The organism is Pseudomonas kurunegalensis (assembly GCF_030291635.1).
Classification (GTDB): domain Bacteria; phylum Pseudomonadota; class Gammaproteobacteria; order Pseudomonadales; family Pseudomonadaceae; genus Aquipseudomonas; species Aquipseudomonas monteilii.
Genome location: NZ_CP127871.1, coordinates 1958413 through 1975823, shown reverse-complemented (window position 1 = coordinate 1975823; position 17411 = coordinate 1958413). Strand labels below are relative to the sequence as shown.

The following is a 17411-nucleotide window of genomic DNA, read 5'->3' as shown; positions in this document are numbered from 1 at the left end:
TACCGGAGCCGAAGAAGGCCAGCGGGATTTACTGGCTGACCTGGGTCATGCCAGACAGCGCGACGCCGAGAATCTCCCCCAACGCGGCATTGGGGGGCTCGTTCGGCTTGGTGTACAGCTTTCTGGATGAAGTTGTACCGAGGCAGGTGGAGCGAGGGGGCGGGTTTGCGCCCCCATCTATCGAAAAAACAAACCGACCCTGCGCTCAAGGCGCGCCGTTCCCCTCCACCGCCTTCGCGGTTTCAATCAGCTTGTCGAACTTGCGGTTCAATTGGGCAAACTTCTCGTCACTCTTGGCCCGTGCCTTGATGTTCCCGGCCGAGCTGGCCTTGTCGGCAATGGTCACCACGGTCCAGTCCCAGTCTTTGGAGACCCAGTAAACCAGCTCACCCTCTGCAGAAAACGCTTCCAGCCGGCCACCGGTATTCGGCACCCGCTTGGCCTGCTTCGTCATCGGCAGCAGTTGCTGGACCCGCGCCTCGTCAGTGGTATCCAGCCGTACCTCGACCTGGCGAAGCTGGTCGGCTTCATTGAACGATGCTTTCACCTGTGAAACGGGAACACCGCCCAGGCTGTAGTCGCTCTTGGGATTGGCGCCCTGATAAAACTCGGTGGGCACCTGATAGTGATAGCCCGTGAAATGCTCAACCTCGCCAAACTGCTGCTGCAGAATGGCCAGGACCTGGGCCTTGGGCATGCCGAGGGTAAACTGGCCAACTTCAAGCGCCGACCAGGCTTGCAAGGGGAAAATCGCGCAGGCGAACAGGAGCGGTAAGGTCCGTTTCATGGGGTAGTCTTCCTTGAAGTAAGCCCGTCAACCTAACCCCTGCACGACAATCCGACAATATTGGCAGGGTGCCAAGCCCTCCCTGCCCCCGGCCTCAGGCTACTGCTTTGTCCAGGCCACGCTCGGCTTCCAGCGCCCGCACCAGCGGCAACACGTGCTCGCCGAAGTACGCCACTTCCTCCTGGAAGTGCAGGAAACCAGAGAGGATCAAATCCACCCCCACCGCCTTCAACGCGACGATGCGTTCGGCAATTTGCTGCGGTGTGCCGATCAGGTTGGTCTTGAAGCCGTCGTTGTACTGCACCAGGTCCTCGAAGCTGGACTTCGCCCAGTTGCCCTCACCCTCCGGGCTGGCCGAACCGGCATGCTTGACCTCCTGGCCAAACGCTCGCACCGCCTCGGGGTTGGCCTTGTCGATGATTTCTTGCAGCACCGCCCGCGCTTCTTCCTCGGTATCGCGGGCAATGATGAAGGCATTCACCCCGATCTTTACCGAGTGGCCGTTGGCCGCCGCCTTGGTGCGGATGTCGTCCACTTGGGCCTTGATCCCTTCCACGCTGTTGCCGTTGGTGAAGTACCAGTCCGACACCCGCGCCGCCATGTCCCGTGCCGCACGCGAACTGCCGCCCTGGAAGATTTCCGGGTGCGGTTGCTGCAGCGGCTTGGGTTTGAGGTTGTAGTTACGGAAGCGGTAAAAGTCGCCGTTGAAGGTGAAGTTGTCCTGGGTCCAGATGCCCTTCAACGCGCGAATGAACTCTTCAGAACGGCGATAGCGCTCGTCGTGATCCAGCCAAGGCTCACCGATGGCATGGAACTCGCCCTTGAACCAGCCCGAAACCACGTTGATGGCGATACGGCCCTGGGTGAACTGGTCGATGCTCGCCAGCTGCTTGGCCGCCAGCGCCGGGTTCCACGGGCCTGGCAGGATGGCGGCGATGACCTTGAGTTTTTCCGTGGCGGCCAGCAGCGCGTGGCTGATGGTGACGGACTCATGCTGGTTGTCGGCGCCATAGCCCGCTGTGAAACGGATTTGCGACAGGGCGTAATCGAAACCGGATTTTTCCGCGATTTGCGCCAGCTTGCGGTTGTAGTCGATGTCCCAGCTGGTGCGCTGCTCGATGGTGCTGACCACCAGGCCACCGCTGACGTTGGGGACCCAATAGGCGAATTTGATTGGGGCGTGGCTCATGGGGAGGCTCCTTGATGATTCCTGCGGGTTCAAGAAGCCAGGAGCAGCAAACATGCCAATCAATTAAATTCTTATAATTCAGTAGCTTAACAAAATACACCAACCTTGGCGGATGCACTTCAGGCAGCAGACTGTCGGCCCACTGTTGCCTGTGCAACAGCACGCCTGAGCACGCCCGCCGAGCGTTCGGCGGTCACGTAATTGTGCCCGATGGTCAAGCGACCATCCGCGCTGTGAAGAGGGTCACCTGTTCGTCATGGCCCGGGTTGACGATGTGATCAACGTGGCCGGGCACTGACTGTCCAGCGGCAACCTGTAAGCAGCCTTGGGCGACCACCCGGCGGTTACCAACGTCCTGTGCAGAGACGCACATATTCAGGCCTGTAACGCGCGATCAGTCATCGTCGCGCCAGTCCCTGTGATGATTGCGCCAACCATAGTGATGGCCACGGTCGTGGTGGCGACGGCGCCAGCCACGATCGTCGTCATCATCGTCATCGTCGTCACGATAACGGTGACCACTTTCGTCATCGTATTCCCGGCCCATGTGGTTGCCCAAGGCACCCCCCACACCGCCGCCGGCTGCTGCACCGATCAGGCTGCCTGTGGTGCCGCCCATCTTGCGACCTACCACGTTGCCACCTGCCGCACCCAGTGCGCCGCCAATGGCCGCTTCACCACGGCTGTGTTTGTTGGCGCCCACTGCACCACCCGCTGCGCCACCCAGGCCAGCACCGATGGCCGAGCCGGTGCTGCCGCCAATCGACTGGCCGACCACCGAGCCCAATACCCCACCCAATGCGCCGCCTATGCCTGCTTCGGTATTGCCGCCTGCAGACGCAACACCGCTTAGCAGGCCAAGTGACAACAAAAGAATCGAGGAATACTTCATTGATGAAAGCCTCATAGGGATGCCGAGGCGATCCTGAGGCTCTGAACGGGGGCTTACAATTGAATTCCGACGAGTAACACGCCTTGCAAAAATTCCCTAACCTGCTGTTTTTTCGACGAAACTTTAAAGGATTTCAACAGTCTGAGGCTAATCGCAACCATGGGCCAGACCACCCGCGGCCTGCGACAATCTCATCTACAGCGCCAACCTCGCCAGTTGCTGCAACGTTCGAATTACCTCTTCATCCCGCGCTTCCAGTACATCGGCCTGGATCAACGCAATCACCGCCTTCAGCAATTCGGTCTGATTCATCTCTGTTTGCTGCTGAAGCGCAAGCATGTCGTCGGCCATGTGCGAGTTGACCTTCATCGACAACCGCCGGGTTGCATTGGAATGTACAAGCCCGCGTTGCGCTCGCTGGTCATCCAACGCCCGGATGAACGCCTGGTGCACAACCTGCAACTGCCCACTCTGCTGAACCTGCGCCAACTGCTGAAGGTAGTGGGCAAGAAACAATTTGCGCAGGTTGACACCCGCCTCGCTACAGACCGCATGCATGGCCGCATCCAGCACGTCCAAGTAAACCGCCGGCAAACGCGCCTCGATCGACCTGAGCTGCTTGCGCGCCTCGCGAATGGAGGGCGTGGATTGCGGCGGAAGCGCGACCACGCCATCGCAACGGGTACACACGCCCACCAGAATGTCCTTGGCCACCCCTTGCCCATCACTGAACGGTACATCCCGGCGAACATAGCGTGTGGGCACAACTGCCTGGCAGCACTCGCAGAGCGCTGTTCCGCCATCGCCTTCAAAAAAGATCTTCATGATCCGGGTACTCACTGGTGAACGCTGATGAACCAGGTGTCTGGCTCGATGAAGAAGAACTTGATGTACCACCCCTCCCGTTTGAGCACATGCACCTCGATGGCTGCGACAGCATGGTGGGGGCTGCTCGTGTGGTGAATTCCCCGGCATGCGCGAACGACCTCGGCAACCTCGCGGGCTGACACCTCCCCTACAGCCAGCAGGTTCTTGATGTCGATTTCCCCACGAGAAACATGTTGGTACTCCCCTGTTTCAAGCGCCGCCAGCACTGCGCGCTGGGCCTCCTTGAAGCCGATTTTCATAACTCATCCCTGTCAATACGAAAATCATCGTACAAAAACCGGGGCAAATCCACCGCCTGCGAAGCCAAAGCGACCAGCGGTACACATGGGAAATCAAGCGGTGGCCCGGAACACGCTTGAACTATGGCCCCAACCGCCACAAGACGGCGCAGAGCAATGTAACCAATGCTTTCAACACCCCAGTCACCCGCGCACGTGGCATTTTTTGCGGGCAAGCCCACACCTGCAGATACTGAGCAAGTAATCACTGCACAAGGATGATTGAGAGGTAAGATCGGCCATCTGTCATGCAACCCTCAAGGACAGCACGCATGCATTCACTGACCGATGGGCAGGTGCTGGAGAGCATCCATGAAAACCCGGTAAACCGGGCCCTCCTGACGATCCTGCCAACGCTGGATGTTCCCCACTGCATGTTGACTGCGGGCGCCCTGTTCCAGGCCTTCTGGAACCAGCGCGCGGGGCTGCCTGCCGTGTGGGGGATCAAGGACTACGACATCGCCTATTTCGACACTGACCTGTCCTGGGAAGCAGAGGACCGGATGATTGCCAGGGTGCAGCAGGCCTGTGCGCACCTTGGCGTCAATGTCGAGGTCCGCAATCAGGCCCGCGTTCACCTGTGGTACCAGGCGAAGTTCGGCGGCACTTACGCGCCTTTACTCAAGGTGACCGATGGCATCGACCGCTACCTGATCCGCTCGACCTGCCTGGGCGTTGATGCACACACAGGCGCGCTGTACAGCACGCATGGCCTGGAAGACCTGCAGAACAACCAGCTGAGGATGAACGCGTTGAATCCTCGGCCCGATTTGTTCAAGGCAAAAGCCGCCAGTTATCGCGAGCGTTGGCCATGGCTTGCCTTGGTCGAGTGAAGGCCTATGCCATTGCCTTACTCACGTTGACCTTGCACCAGGCAAGCCGCCCGGGCGTGTCAGTCGGCGGCGGGAGCCGCTGCGGTGTCGGTGGCGGGGGCCGGAGCCTGCGCTTTCGCCTTCGCACGGTTGCGACGGTCCTGGCTGCGCTGCCGCGATGCCTGCTGTTTGGCATGCAGTGCCTGAGCGGCGGTCACAGTGCCAGCGGCTTGGCCGGTCAAGTCGAGGCGTGGTGCGTTCTCGACCATGCTTGCCCAGTACCGGGCACCCCGGCACCAGGTCGAGATGCCCAGCTTGAGCTGCTCACGGGTTAGCCCGAGCAGCTCCAGGTGTTGCTCGGCATCCTTGAAAATGCCCTCTTTGAGCGGCACCTTGGGGGCCGGGTTGACCGGGAAGGCCAACGGAAAATGCTTCTGCAATGGCCAGATCGCCGCGACTGCCGGATCCTGCTCGCGCGGCTTCGCCTGCGGGGACGGCTTGCGCTTGGGCTGTTTCGGGCTCTCGGCCTTTACCTGCTGTTTTTCCGCCCGCAGGCGGTCGCGTAGCGCTGCTAGTTGTTCAAAACCCATCGTTCAGTTCACTGCTTCGAAGTTGATTGCGTGGCGCAAGGATACCCTATGCAGCCCTTACAGTGTTTGCAGGTCATCTTTCCTGGCCAACCGAGACACGCCGAGCGGGCCTTTCAGCTGAACACCCAGAGTACCCGTGTGGGCTTGTCGGTGAGGTTGGCGTAACGAAAACTGGCGTGGGGTTGCAGCTGAAAGCTGTCACTGGCGCGCAGCGTTACCGGCTCACCGCCGCCCAGCCACACGGTCAGTTCACCTTCGAGCACGAAGCAGCCCTGCTCCGAGCTGTCGTCAAGGTACTCCTCGCCGCTGCTGGCCCCCGGTTCCAGATGGCTATCGAGCATGGAAAACGCGCCCGATATGGTGGGGGATGCCAATACATCGGTGATGCCGCCCGCCAGGTGAAGCGTGCGACGCTCGTGCGGGCGGGTGACCCAGTCGAGCTCGCGGGGTTTTTCCAGCTTGTAGAAGTAGGCGGTCGAGACACCCAGCTCTTCGCTGATGGCAGTAAGGTCGGCCACGGTCGGGCGTGATACGCCCCGCTCGACCTGGGACAGAAAGCCCACCGAACGGCCGATTCGCTGGGCCAGATCGCCCAGGGTAAGGCCTTTGAACTTGCGCAGGTCGCGAATCAGTACTGCCAGGCCTTCGATTTCTTCGTGCACTTTCATAGTTGAATCGCGACTTTCAGACAGGAAATGAATGCCCTGAAAAGTACATGATCCGACTCGCAAAGCAAAATGCTTCACAGGTGTACTTCTTTCCAGCCAGGCAAACCGGGGCCGCCTTGCGACCCCGGTGCAGCCAACGGCCGCTTAGCGAACAGCCTCGTACGTCAGGTCCAGGCACTTGCGGGCCTTTTCCACCAGTTCGTCAATCTCCTCGATGCTGATCACCAGCGGTGGCGCGATGATCATGGTGTCGCCCACGGCGCGCATGATCAGGCCGTTGTCGAAGCAGTGCTGGCGGCAGATCATGCCCACGCCCTTGCCTTCGTAACGGGCGCGGGTGGCCTTGTCTTTCACCAGCTCGATCGCACCGAGCATGCCCAGGCCACGCACTTCGCCTACCAGCGGATGGTCGGCCAGCTCGCGCAGTCGTTGTTGCAGGTAGGGCGCGGTTTTATCGTGCACCTGCTGGATGATCTGCTCATCACGCAGGATGCGCAGGTTCTCAAGGCCCACCGCCGCCGCCACCGGGTGGCCGGAATAGGTGAAACCGTGGTTGAAGTCGCCACCTTCGCTGAGTACCTGGGCCACTTCGTCACGCACGATCACCCCGCCCATGGGGATGTAGCCAGAGGTCAGGCCCTTGGCGATAGTCATCAGGTCGGGTTTGAGGTCGTAGTAGTCGGTACCGAACCACTCACCGGTACGCCCGAAGCCGCAAATCACTTCGTCGGCGACGAACAGGATGTCGTACTTGGCGAGGATCTCCTTCACCTTCGGCCAGTAGGTCTGTGGCGGAATGATCACGCCACCGGCGCCCTGGATCGGCTCGGCGATGAAAGCAGCGACGTTGTCTTCACCGACTTCGAGGATTTTCTTCTCCAGCTGCTCGGCCGCCCACACGCCGAATTCGGCCTCGGTCATGTCGCCGCCTTCCCCGAACCAGTAAGGCTGCGGAATGTGCACGATATCCGGGATCACCCCGCCCTGCTGGTGCATGCCGCTCATGCCGCCCAAAGCGGCACCTGCCACGGTAGAGCCGTGGTAACCGTTGATGCGGCCGATGATCACCTTCTTGCTCTTCTGGCCCTTCAGCGCCCAGTAATGGCGGACCATGCGCAGCACGGTGTCGTTGCCCTCGGAGCCGGAACCCGTGAAGAACACATGGTTCATGCCTTGCGGGGCCACATCGGCGATCGCCTTGGCCAGCTCCAGCGCAGGCGGGTGAGCGGTCTGGAAGAACAGGTTGTAGTAAGGCAGTTGCTTCATCTGCTGGCTGGCGACTTCGGCCAGCTCATCGCGACCATAGCCAACCGCCACGCACCACAGGCCGGCCATGCCATCGAGAATCTTGTTGCCTTCGCTGTCCCACAGGTACACGCCCTTGGCCGAGGTGATGATGCGCGGGCCTTTCTCGGCCAGTTGCTTCACATCGCTGAACGGCGCCAGGTGGTGGTCGCGGCTCATGGCCTGCCAGGCCAGGGTTTGCGGATTCTGTTCACTCATTGCTTTCACTCCATCGCGTTGCGCAGCCAGGCTGCGCAGGTACTTTTTCTAGTTGGGAAAGGTCGCTTTCAGGCAGACAGCAACAGCTTCTGGCGCAATACCGAGCGCTGCCGGCAGGCCTTGCCGAAGGACTGGAAGAGGGTCAGGTAGTGCGGGTTGTCCATGACCTGGAACTCAGGGTGCCATTGCACCGCAAGGGCAAAACCCTTGCCGTTCTCGACCGAAATCGCTTCCACCAGGCCATCGGGTGCCAGCGCTTCCACCCTCAGCCCCGGGGCCAGTACATCGATGCCCTGTCCATGGATGGAATTGACGTCGAAGATCGCCGGCAAACCCATGCGGTCGAGCAGGCCGCCAGGCTCTACATGCATGGTGTGGCGCGGGCCATACTGCTTTTCGATGGGCTCGCCCTTGCCTTCACGGTGGTCCATGAACACGCCGGCCTCGTGCACCTTCTGGTGCAGGGTGCCGCCCAGTGCCACGTTCATTTCCTGAAAACCACGGCAAATGCCGAGTACCGGCACACCGGCAGCGATAGCCGCACGCATCAGCGGCAACGTGGTGGCATCACGCAGCGGGTCGTGATGGGTGCCCTCGGCACTGGCCGGGCCGTTGTAGTGGAACGGCTCGATGTTGGACGGCGAGCCGGTGAAGATCAGCCCGTCCACCACGTCGAGAATATCGGCGCTGTCCATCAGCTCACCGAGGCTGGGTATCACGATGGGCAAGCCACACGCCGCCTTGGCCGCCGCACGTGCATACTTCTCGGCGATGGTCTGGGTGGCATGCTGCTCAATCATGCTGGTGCATGCGGTAATGCCAATAACGGGCACACGTGGCATATCTTCCTCCGGCAAATCGGTATTGCGCGTGGTGTTTGAACGTTGGAAAGGCGTCGCTGTACGAACGGCGCCAGCTACAGGAACCAGCGGTATTCGCGGGCATCGATGTGGCGCATGAAGTCCAGCTGCTCCTGGTATTTGTTTTCGCAATAAACCATCACGAACTCACTGCCCAAACCCTGGTTGACCACCGGGTGGTGACGCATGGCGGCCAGGGCACTAAGGGCATCCTTGGGGAAGTCGATGCCGCTCTGGCGGTTGTCGTTCAGCGGGGCGATGGGCTCGACGCCACGATCCAGGCCATGCTCCATGCCGGTCAGGATGGCCGCCAGCACCAGGTACGGGTTGGCATCGGCGCCCGCGAGGCGGTGTTCGATGCGCAGGTTGCGCGGGTCGGACTCGGGGATGCGAATGCACGCATCACGGTCTTCGAAGCCCCAGCTGGCCTTGCTCGCCGCGTTGACCATGGCGCCATAGCGGCGGTAGGCATTGTGGTTAGGGGCGAAAATCGGCATGCAGTGCGGCAGCAACTCCAGGCACCCGGCTACCGCATGGCGCAGCTTGCGCTGTTCGGCACCTGCAAGGATGTTATTGCCAGCGCTGTCGTACAGGCTGACGTGCACATGCATGCCGCTGCCTGGCGCATCCAGGTACGGCTTGCTCATGAAGCTGGCACGGTAGCCGTGCTTCATCGCGATACCCCGGGTACTGCGGCAGAACAGCGCCGACCAGTCCGCCGCGCTCAGGGCATCGTCGCTGTGGGAGAAGTTGATCTCGAACTGGCCTGGGCCCAGCTCTGCAGTGATGACATTCGCTGGCACACCCTGCTCGTTGGCGCCATCCACCATTTCGTGCAGCACCGACGAGAAGCGCGACAGCCGCTCGATGTGCATGTTCGGCTGGTCGTCTTCATCCCCGGTCGCCGTATCGCGCGGGTACTGCGGCAGGCCGTTATCCAGCTGGCGGTCGAACAGGTAGAACTCCAGCTCGAACGCCACCACCGGGCGAATGCCACGCTTGGCCAGGCGTTCGATAACGCGGGCCAGCACCTCACGGGGCTCGAACTCGATCGGCTGGGCGGTGCCGTCGGAGGTAATCAGCATCTGGGCGATCACTTCCTTTTCCCAGCGCACCGGTTTCAGGGTGCCCGGCACCAGGCGCCGGGCGGCGTCCGGGTCGCCGTCGGCGAAGCAGTAGTCACCAATCGGGTAGAGCCCACCCTGGGTGCCGAGCAGCACGCAGTTCTGTGGCAGCTTCAGCGGCGCGCCGGCGGCGACCTTTTCCAGCATGTCCATGGGGTAGCGCTTGCCGTAGAAGTGCCCGGGGATATCCAGCGCAATCAGGTCGACATAACGTATGGCCGGGTGCTGCGCTCGGAACGCGCGCACTTCAGTCAGCAGATCCGGAAAGATGACACTCATCTTCTTATCCTTGTGAGTTGAACGAATTCAATTGAAGACCCAGAGCACGCGGGTGGGCTTTGCCGTCAGGTTGGCGTAACGGAACTGCGCGTGGGGTTGCAGCTGGAAGCAGTCGTTGGCCTGCAGGGTCACGGCCTCGCCTTGGTCCAGCCATACCGTCAGTTCGCCTTCGAGCACGAAGCAGCCCTGCTCGGAACGGTCACTCAGGTACGCCTCGCCACTGGTGGCGCCGGGCTCGAGATGGCTGTCGAGCATGGAGAAGGCGCCGGCGATGGTGGGCGACGCCAGCACATCGGTGATGCCCGACTCCAGGTACAGCGTGCGCCGCTCGTGGGGGCGCGTGACCCAGCCGATGCTGCGGGGCTTGCTCAGGTTGTAGAAGTACGCGGTCGACACGCCGAGCGCTTCGCTGATGGCGGTGAGGTCGGCCACGGTCGGGCGCGAAACACCGCGTTCGACCTGGGAAAGGAACCCAACCGAGCGGCTGATGCGCTCGGCCAGCTCACCCAGGGTCAGGTTCTTGAATTTGCGCAGGTCGTGAATAAGGATCGCGAGGGCTTCAACCTCTTCGTGCATCTTCATCGTTTCGGACTGCCGTGAAATTTTTAGTGTTATTTTTCATGAAAAATTACATGAAAATTTTCACGCGTCAAGCACAGAGATGCAAATGTGCAGCCGATAACGGCGTGGCTTAAGCGAAACAGCGCTGGATTGGCTGCGGTGGCGTGGGTTTCTTTAATGGTGCTCAGGGAGTAGCCTCGGCGTCGAATCTTTGCAGCCCGGCCACCTCCATCGTCATGCCAAACGGTTTCCCTGACTTACCCTCACTCAACGCGCTACGTGTGTTTGAAGTGGTTGCCCGCCACCTCAACTTCCGCTTGGCTGCCGAGGAGCTGGGTGTGACCCAGGCCGCCGTTGCTCAGCAAATACGCGGGCTGGAAGCAAGCCTGAACCTTCGTTTGTTCGAACGCCTGCCCCGGGGCCTGGCACTGACCGATGCGGGCCTGGGTTATAGCGGCAGCATTCGCAGTGCCTTGGCGATGATCGATGAGGCAACCCGCCTGTTGCGCCCGCAGACGTCTCACCTGACGGTCAGCGTTACCCCCACCTTTGCCTCGAAATGGCTTATTCCCAGGCTCGGCAACTTTGCGCAAAGCCACCCGGACATCGATCTGCGAGTGCTGGCCACCGATCGGCTATCTCACTTCAGTACCGACGGCGTGGATATCGCGGTGCGCTATGGCAAGCCCGAAATTGGCGCGGGGTTGAACAGCGAACTGTTGATGGAACAGCACATCGTCGCCGTGGCCAGCCCAGCGTTGTTCGAGGGCACCCACACCCCCACCTGCTTCGAACAGCTGCAAGCGTTCATCATGCTTCACGATGCCCATGACTTCTGGCCCCGGTACCTTGCAGCCGTGTTCCCGCACCACGCCCAACCGACCGCCAGAAACCTGCGGTTCAACCAGACTTCATTGGCTATTGATGCCGCCATCAGTGGTCAGGGCATTGCGTTGGCCAGCCTGGCATTCGTCAGTGACGACATTGCCGCAGGCAGGCTGATTCAGGTCTTCGACCAGCCGCTGCGGCTGGACAAGTCGTTCTACCTGGTGTGGCCGCGCAAGCTGCAGCAGCCTGAGTCGCTTGGCGTGGTTCAACATTGGCTCAAGCAGCAGGCTGACAATAGTTAATCTACTGTCACAGTAAAGTTTGCCTGTCTCCCTCGCCCCTAGGGCTACTGCTAAGGTAAGTGCACCTAAGCAATCAGCCGTTTCAGTTCTGGAGGCAGCATGTCAGTAGAAAAAGTTGCGATTATTACCGCCGGCGGTAGCGGCATGGGCGCTGCAGCAGCACGTCGCCTGGCCGCTGACGGGTTCAAGGTTGGCATCCTTTCCTCTTCGGGCAAGGGTGAGGCGCTGGCTGCCGAGCTTGGCGGCATTGGTGTAACCGGCAGCAACCAGTCGGTCGAAGACTTGCAACGCCTGGTCGACGCCGTGGTGGAAAAATGGGGCCGTATCGACGTGCTGGTCAATAGCGCCGGCCATGGGCCGCGCGCGCCGATCCTGGAGATCAGCGACGAGGACTGGCACAAGGGCATGGACACCTACCTGCTCAATGTCATTCGCCCGACGCGTCTGGTAACGCCTTTCATGCAGCGCCAGAAGGGTGGCGTGATCATCAACATTTCCACCGCCTGGGCGTTCGAGCCGAGCGAGCTGTTCCCGACGTCTGCTGTTTTCCGCTCGGGCCTGGCCGCATTCACCAAGATCTTCGCCGACAACTTCGCCGGGGATAACGTGCGGATCAACAATGTCCTGCCCGGCTGGATCGACAGCCTGCCGGCCACCGAACAACGCCGCGACAGCGTGCCGCTCAAGCGTTATGGCACCAGCGAGGAAATCGCCGCCACCATTGCGTTTCTTGCCAGCGACGGCGCGGCCTACATCACGGGGCAGAACATCAGGGTTGATGGCGGCGTGACACGTAGCGTTTAGGGGCTCATGTAGCTCACTACGCTGGACGGACAGGGACTGTGATCACACCAGGCGCGTCCAGCCGACGGCCCAGCAGCGGAAGATGCCTAGGCATTTACTCAAGTCACCAGTCATAGGTCAGATTGGCGGTGATAGTGCGTCCTTGGCCGTAGGTACACTCCCAGACCCCGGAGCAGCGGCTGACATAGCGTTTGTCGTCGATGTTTTCCACGTTGGCCTGGACGCGGACACCTTTGATCGCCAGCGGCGAACGCTCCAGGTCGTAGGAAATCATCCCGTCCCATACGCTATACGAGGGCACATCGAACTCGCGTATCGAGGTATTGGTACCGGGACTGCTACGTACGTAGCGAACCCCGACACCAAAGCCTAGGCCACGCAGGTTGCTGTCATCCGGCATTTTGTAGTCCAGCCAGCTGGAGGCCGTGAGTGGCGAGATACCAAGCGGGTGGCGACCTTTCATGCCGCCGTTGTCCTTGGTGTACTCGGCGTCAACCCGCGAAACCGAGGCGATCAGGTTGAGGTTGTTGGTCAGTGCGGCCTTGCCCTCGATCTCCAGGCCGGTTGAACGCAATTCGCCAGACTGGACACTGAAACCTGCGTGCTCTTCTGTGAGGTCGTCGGTGAGGATATTCTTGCGGTCTATCTGGTACGCCGACACTTGTACGAAGCTGTTCGAGCCAGGGGGTTGGTACTTGATACCCACTTCGTACTGCTTGCCGGTCGAGGCATCGAAGGTATTGTGGAAGTAGTCGGTACCCGTGTTCGGCTGGAACGACTCGGAGTAGCTGAAGTACGGCGTGATGCCGTTGTCGAACAGATAGCCGAAGCCTACCCGGCCAGAGAACTTCTGGTCCTTGATGCTGTTGTCGACCTTGTAGAGCGGCTGGTTGTTCTCGGTGGTCGCCCAGTCATAGCGGCCACCCAGGGTGAGGAACCAGCGGTCCCACTTGATCTGGTCCTGCAGGTAGACGCCGGTCTGGCGGATGGTGTTATCCCAGGTGTTGACCTGTGCCAGGCTGAAGTCAATGGGCGCACCATAGACCGGGTTGTAGAGATCGATGCCTGGCGGGCCATATTGATAGCGACCGAGGAACTCGGAGTTGAAGTGGTAGTAGTCCACGCCCATCAACAGGGTGTGTTCGACTTCGCCGGTCCTGAACACGGCTTGGGCCATGTTGTCGATGCCAAACACCTTGTTGGTCTGGGACCAGTCGATTGCAAAGCGACCGGTGGCGCTTTGATTGTTCAGGCCCGTGGTTGGGCTGGTGATGAAGTCATAACCGTGCAGCACGGAGACGAAGCGGTCATCCACGTAGGCGTAACGGGCGTTCTGCTTGAGCGTCCAGACATCGTTCAGCTCGTGGGAAAGCTCATACCCCAGGGTGAACTGGTCGCGATCGTACGAGGCATAGTTGGGCTCGCCGATGAATCGGCTGCGGGAAATCTTGCCATTGGGGTTGTCCAGTACGGTTCCCCATACCGGTAGGCCTTGCGGTTCGGGGGTGTCGTTGTCTTTCTGGAAGTGGCCATAGAAAGTCAGGGTGGTGCTGTCGTTGACGTTCCAGGTCAGGCTCGGGGCAAGGGTCATGCGCTTCTGATCGGCGTAGTCGACTTCCGAATGGGTGTCGTTCACAACGCCGGTCAGGCGATACAGAAAGGTGCCTTGGTCATCGAGCGGGCCGCCCAGGTCGAAGGCGCCGTACTTGCGGTCGTAGCTACCGGTACCGACGGTGACCGAGTGCACCGCTTCGGCGGTGGGCCGTTTGGACACCATGTTGACGATGCCACCCGGCTGGTTCTGGCCGTACAGCACCGAAGCAGGGCCCTTCAACACTTCCACACGTTCAAGCAGGTAGGGGTCGACCTGCAGGGCGCCACCGGTACTGCCGCCACCGTAGGGCAGGTGCAGGCCGTCCAGGTACATGGGGGTGGCGTTGAAGCCCCGCGAGGTAGGCTCGTCGAAGGCCTTCACCCGAGCGGTAAAACCGTCCACCTGCAGGCCAGGGGTGTAGCGCAGGGCGTCGCTTACCGAGAGTGCGCCGCGGGCTTTGATTTCATCCTGGGTCACGATATTGATGGTTTGCGGCGTTTCCAGAACTGAGGTATCGGTTTTGGTAGCCGTCGCTGTGCGTTTGGCCACATAACCTTGTACAGGGCCGAACGCCGATTCACCATTGGCGCTAATGTTGGTCACGCCGAGGTCGAGGGCACCCGTGCTGGGTACCGCTGCCTCAAGCTTGTACCCATCCTCGGTGAGACGAGCCACCAGTCCGGAACCGAGCAATAGCTGAGCAAAACCGCCATCAGTGGTGAAACTGCCCTGCACGCCTGGACTGGTCAATCCTCGCACCTGATCCGATTGGAAGGAGATGGGAGCGCCGCTGGCTTGAGCGTAACGTCCGAGCACTTCACCCAACGGCCCTGACAGGATGTCGTAGCGCTGCACGCGTTGTTCGGCCAACGCGCCAGCCGGCAATGCCAGCGGTGCCACGAGCAACGCCAGACGCACGGCCAGGTATAGGCTGCGGGAGGTTGAACCGGGTAGCGCTCGAATCGGTGAGTTCATGCTTTCGATACTCCTTATGGTGTTGGCCATGGGAGGACGGACGAATCGCAAGAACACGAAATAATTATTGAAACTATTTACTCACTGCACCGGATTTCAGCCTCACTCGGGTAAACCAAGGGGTGTATTGGGTGACCTCGATTGGCAAGGTTCGTTGCAACAGCCGCAGCGACCGGCGTGGATCGTCCAGCGGCAACATAACGGTCACACGCATGCCGGCAAGCGCTTCATGGTCAACCCACAGCACGCCTGGATAGTGTCGCGACAAGCGCGTGAGCACCTCCGCCAGGGACTGATTTTCAGCCAACAATTGGTGCTTTTGCCAAGCCTGCTCAAGCGGCCCTGCCTGCACTTGCTCGACCTCGCCCGGACCTTCATTGGTAAGGCGCACGCGCTGATTTGCAGTCAGTTGCAATGATTGGCCGGCACTGTTGATGGCGGTGGTCGACTCGAACATGGTCACCTGCGTCGAATCGTCCTGGCGCTCCACCGTAAACCGCGTGCCAAGCGCCCGCACACTAGCGTGCGCCGTGACGACAACGAGCGGGCGCGGGTCCTTGGCAACGTCAATCAGCAACTCGCCCCGCAGCAACTCGATGCGCCGCTCGTTAGAATCGAAGTGCACATCCACCGCAGAGTCACCGTCCAGCTGGATAAAGCTGCCATCGTCAAGGTGACGATCAAGCCAACTTCCCCCAGAGGTACTCAGGTCGGCCAATAGGTAGCCCTGTTGCCAATAGGTAGTCGTACTCCATGCCACTGGAACCAGCGCAATTGCCAGGGCCAACGCTCGCATCGGTTTGGCGAGCGGTTTGCGTGGTGCCAGGCGCAGCGCTTTGCTCGCCGCCTGGGAAGGGAGGTGCTCCAGCGCTCCCATGCGGCCTCTAAGTCGGGCTATCGCTGCGGCGTGTTCCGGTGCTGCGCTCAGCCAGGCCTCGAATTGCGTCTGCAAGTCTGCGTCTAGCTGATTGTCGAGCTGCACGATCCATTGCGCAGCCTCGCGCAGGATAGGGTCTACTCCCGGGTTAGCCATTACGTCCCCTCCATGGCGGCGTCGCACGCCAGCATGGCTTCGACCAGGTCTGCCTGTACGGTCCTTACCGAGAGCCCCTGTCGGCGGGCGATCTCATCCTGTGACAGGCCCTCAAGGTGCCGCATGATGAAGGTTTCACGGATTCTGGGCTTCATGCGCCTCAAGGCCCGGTCGATACTTTCAAGCAATTCTATTGCTTGCAGGATCTGCTCAGGAGAAAACGCGTGATCGATATGCTCGATGCTGCTTTCAAGCGCCTCCCGATAGGCCTGCTCCAACCGAAAGCGGCGGCCGTTGTCGATGAGGAGGCGACGGGCGATTGTGGCAAGAAACGCCCGTGGTTCCCGAGGGGGTTCATAGTGCCCTGCAATGAGAACTCGGTAGAACGTGTCTTGGGCGAAATCCGACGCCTGATGCGGGCAGTGCAGACGGCGACGCAACCACGACACCAACCAGGGATGATGACCCGCATACAGCTCGCCAATGGGGTCGGAGGAGGATTTGGGTCGGTCCATGATAACGAGCCGCAAATGAGAATCGATCTAAACTAGCATTGTTGAGCCCTGCTCGCCATAGTCGGTAGTAGCCACTCGGGTCAAAAGCAGCCTCGTCATACCGACCGCTTCCAATCCGCGCTGCGACGTGTTGAGAGCACACACCCATCGGCCAAACGGTCATGGCGGTTCGCCTTGAGGTGGCTATCGTTGCTTGTCTGGGCAACGACTACCGACCGAGGGCGGTGCCATGAACACCAGTGATCTACTCGAACAGTTGCTTCGCGCCGGGCAACGCTCGCAAACACAACAAGGCAGCGGCGGCCTGTCGTCGCAAGACGGCCTGGGCGGCTTGCTGGGTGGGCTGCTTGGCGGCGGCAGTGCAACGGGTGGCCTTGGTGGTTTACTGGGTGGCCTGTTGGGCGGTGCTGGCGGCGCGGCCCAAGGGCGCTCAACGAGCGGCACGAACTACGCTGCCCTGGCATCGTTGGGCATGATGGCATTCCAGGCCTATCAAAGCTGGCAGCGCAGCCAGGCTGCGGCACCGCAACAGGCCCTACGCACAGTCGATCAATTGTCCGGCCCCGAGGCCGAAGATCACAGCCATGCTGTGTTGCGCGCACTGATCGCGGCAGCCAAGGCTGACGGCCGCATCGACCAGCAAGAAGAACAGTTGATCTACGCCGAAATCAAACGTCACACCAACGACCCGCAACTCCAGCAATGGCTGGATGAGGAAGTCAGCAAACCACTCGACGCTGCCGAGGTGGCACAGTCGGCCCAGGACCCGGCCATGGCTGCAGAAATGTACCTGGCCAGCGTGATGCTGGTGGATGATCAGCAGCCCGCCGAGCGGGCCTACCTGGACGAACTGGCCAGCGCACTGCAACTCGATCCGACATTGCAGGTGCATCTGGAGCAACAGGCCAAGGGTAGCCAGTAACTACCCG

The 17411-nt window shown here is 60.7% G+C and carries 18 protein-coding genes; 4 read left to right on the top strand and 14 right to left on the bottom strand.

What is annotated here, in order from left to right; all coding sequences use genetic code 11:
- Positions 1-205: 205 nt before the first annotated feature.
- The 5 genes from QQ992_RS08900 to QQ992_RS08880 form a co-directional block, all read right to left on the bottom strand.
- Positions 206-787, bottom strand: coding sequence for a hypothetical protein (locus QQ992_RS08900; RefSeq protein ID WP_105945180.1), 582 nt, complete (start codon positions 785-787; stop codon positions 206-208).
- 94 nt (positions 788-881) lie between these two features.
- Positions 882-1976, bottom strand: a complete 1095-nt coding sequence (sfnG, locus tag QQ992_RS08895; RefSeq protein ID WP_016714943.1) for a dimethylsulfone monooxygenase SfnG — start codon at positions 1974-1976, stop codon at positions 882-884.
- A 394-nt stretch (positions 1977-2370) separates the two neighbouring features.
- Positions 2371-2868, bottom strand: a complete 498-nt coding sequence (locus QQ992_RS08890; RefSeq protein ID WP_105945186.1) for a glycine zipper domain-containing protein — start codon at positions 2866-2868, stop codon at positions 2371-2373.
- Positions 2869-3063: 195 nt separating this feature from the next.
- Complete coding sequence (locus QQ992_RS08885) at positions 3064-3693, bottom strand: hypothetical protein (protein WP_286113065.1); 630 nt, start codon at positions 3691-3693, stop codon at positions 3064-3066.
- Between the two features lie 11 nt (positions 3694-3704).
- Positions 3705-3995 (bottom strand): hypothetical protein, encoded by a 291-nt coding sequence (locus QQ992_RS08880; protein WP_119370731.1) that lies wholly within the window; start codon positions 3993-3995, stop codon positions 3705-3707.
- A 311-nt stretch (positions 3996-4306) separates the two neighbouring features.
- Here QQ992_RS08880 and QQ992_RS08875 point away from each other — a divergent pair, with 311 nt between their 5' ends.
- Positions 4307-4867: a nucleotidyltransferase family protein gene (locus QQ992_RS08875; RefSeq protein WP_286113063.1), complete on the top strand. Its 561-nt coding sequence runs from the start codon at positions 4307-4309 to the stop codon at positions 4865-4867.
- 59 nt (positions 4868-4926) lie between these two features.
- Here the strand turns inward: QQ992_RS08875 and QQ992_RS08870 are convergent, their stop codons facing one another.
- From QQ992_RS08870 to QQ992_RS08845, 6 genes are all read right to left on the bottom strand, one after another.
- Positions 4927-5436 carry a ProQ/FinO family protein gene (locus QQ992_RS08870; RefSeq protein ID WP_286113062.1) on the bottom strand — a complete coding sequence of 170 codons (510 nt, stop codon included), beginning with the start codon at positions 5434-5436 and terminating at the stop codon, positions 4927-4929.
- A 113-nt stretch (positions 5437-5549) separates the two neighbouring features.
- Positions 5550-6104, bottom strand: a complete 555-nt coding sequence (locus QQ992_RS08865) for a helix-turn-helix domain-containing protein (protein ID WP_105945190.1) — start codon at positions 6102-6104, stop codon at positions 5550-5552.
- 144 nt (positions 6105-6248) lie between these two features.
- On the bottom strand, positions 6249-7607 hold the full coding sequence (locus tag QQ992_RS08860) for an aspartate aminotransferase family protein (protein ID WP_286113060.1): 1359 nt from the start codon (positions 7605-7607) through the stop codon (positions 6249-6251).
- Between the two features lie 68 nt (positions 7608-7675).
- Complete coding sequence (locus QQ992_RS08855) at positions 7676-8449, bottom strand: gamma-glutamyl-gamma-aminobutyrate hydrolase family protein (RefSeq protein ID WP_019098729.1); 774 nt, start codon at positions 8447-8449, stop codon at positions 7676-7678.
- A gap of 74 nt (positions 8450-8523) precedes the next feature.
- Positions 8524-9870 carry a glutamine synthetase family protein gene (locus tag QQ992_RS08850; protein ID WP_104835218.1) on the bottom strand — a complete coding sequence of 449 codons (1347 nt, stop codon included), beginning with the start codon at positions 9868-9870 and terminating at the stop codon, positions 8524-8526.
- A 27-nt stretch (positions 9871-9897) separates the two neighbouring features.
- Positions 9898-10452, bottom strand: coding sequence for a helix-turn-helix domain-containing protein (locus QQ992_RS08845; RefSeq protein WP_286113058.1), 555 nt, complete (start codon positions 10450-10452; stop codon positions 9898-9900).
- Positions 10453-10667: 215 nt separating this feature from the next.
- Here QQ992_RS08845 and QQ992_RS08840 point away from each other — a divergent pair, with 215 nt between their 5' ends.
- Both QQ992_RS08840 and QQ992_RS08835 read left to right on the top strand, forming a co-directional pair.
- Positions 10668-11561, top strand: a complete 894-nt coding sequence (locus tag QQ992_RS08840; RefSeq protein WP_286113057.1) for a LysR substrate-binding domain-containing protein — start codon at positions 10668-10670, stop codon at positions 11559-11561.
- Positions 11562-11660: 99 nt separating this feature from the next.
- Positions 11661-12365, top strand: a complete 705-nt coding sequence (locus QQ992_RS08835; RefSeq protein WP_019098726.1) for an SDR family oxidoreductase — start codon at positions 11661-11663, stop codon at positions 12363-12365.
- 103 nt (positions 12366-12468) lie between these two features.
- Here QQ992_RS08835 and QQ992_RS08830 read toward each other — a convergent pair whose 3' ends face one another.
- From QQ992_RS08830 to QQ992_RS08820, 3 genes are all read right to left on the bottom strand, one after another.
- Positions 12469-14934 (bottom strand): TonB-dependent siderophore receptor, encoded by a 2466-nt coding sequence (locus tag QQ992_RS08830; RefSeq protein ID WP_286113054.1) that lies wholly within the window; start codon positions 14932-14934, stop codon positions 12469-12471.
- A gap of 73 nt (positions 14935-15007) precedes the next feature.
- Positions 15008-15967 carry a FecR family protein gene (locus QQ992_RS08825; protein WP_286113052.1) on the bottom strand — a complete coding sequence of 320 codons (960 nt, stop codon included), beginning with the start codon at positions 15965-15967 and terminating at the stop codon, positions 15008-15010.
- Entirely contained in the window at positions 15967-16482 is a 516-nt protein-coding gene (locus QQ992_RS08820; protein WP_286113051.1) for a sigma-70 family RNA polymerase sigma factor, read from the bottom strand. The genes QQ992_RS08825 and QQ992_RS08820 overlap by 1 nt, the downstream gene beginning before the upstream one ends.
- Before the next feature lie 229 nt (positions 16483-16711).
- On the opposite strand from QQ992_RS08820, the gene QQ992_RS08815 reads away from it, so the two are divergent.
- A complete protein-coding gene (locus tag QQ992_RS08815) occupies positions 16712-17404 on the top strand; it encodes a tellurite resistance TerB family protein (RefSeq protein ID WP_286113050.1) in 693 nt (230 codons plus the stop codon).
- Positions 17405-17411: the final 7 nt, after the last annotated feature.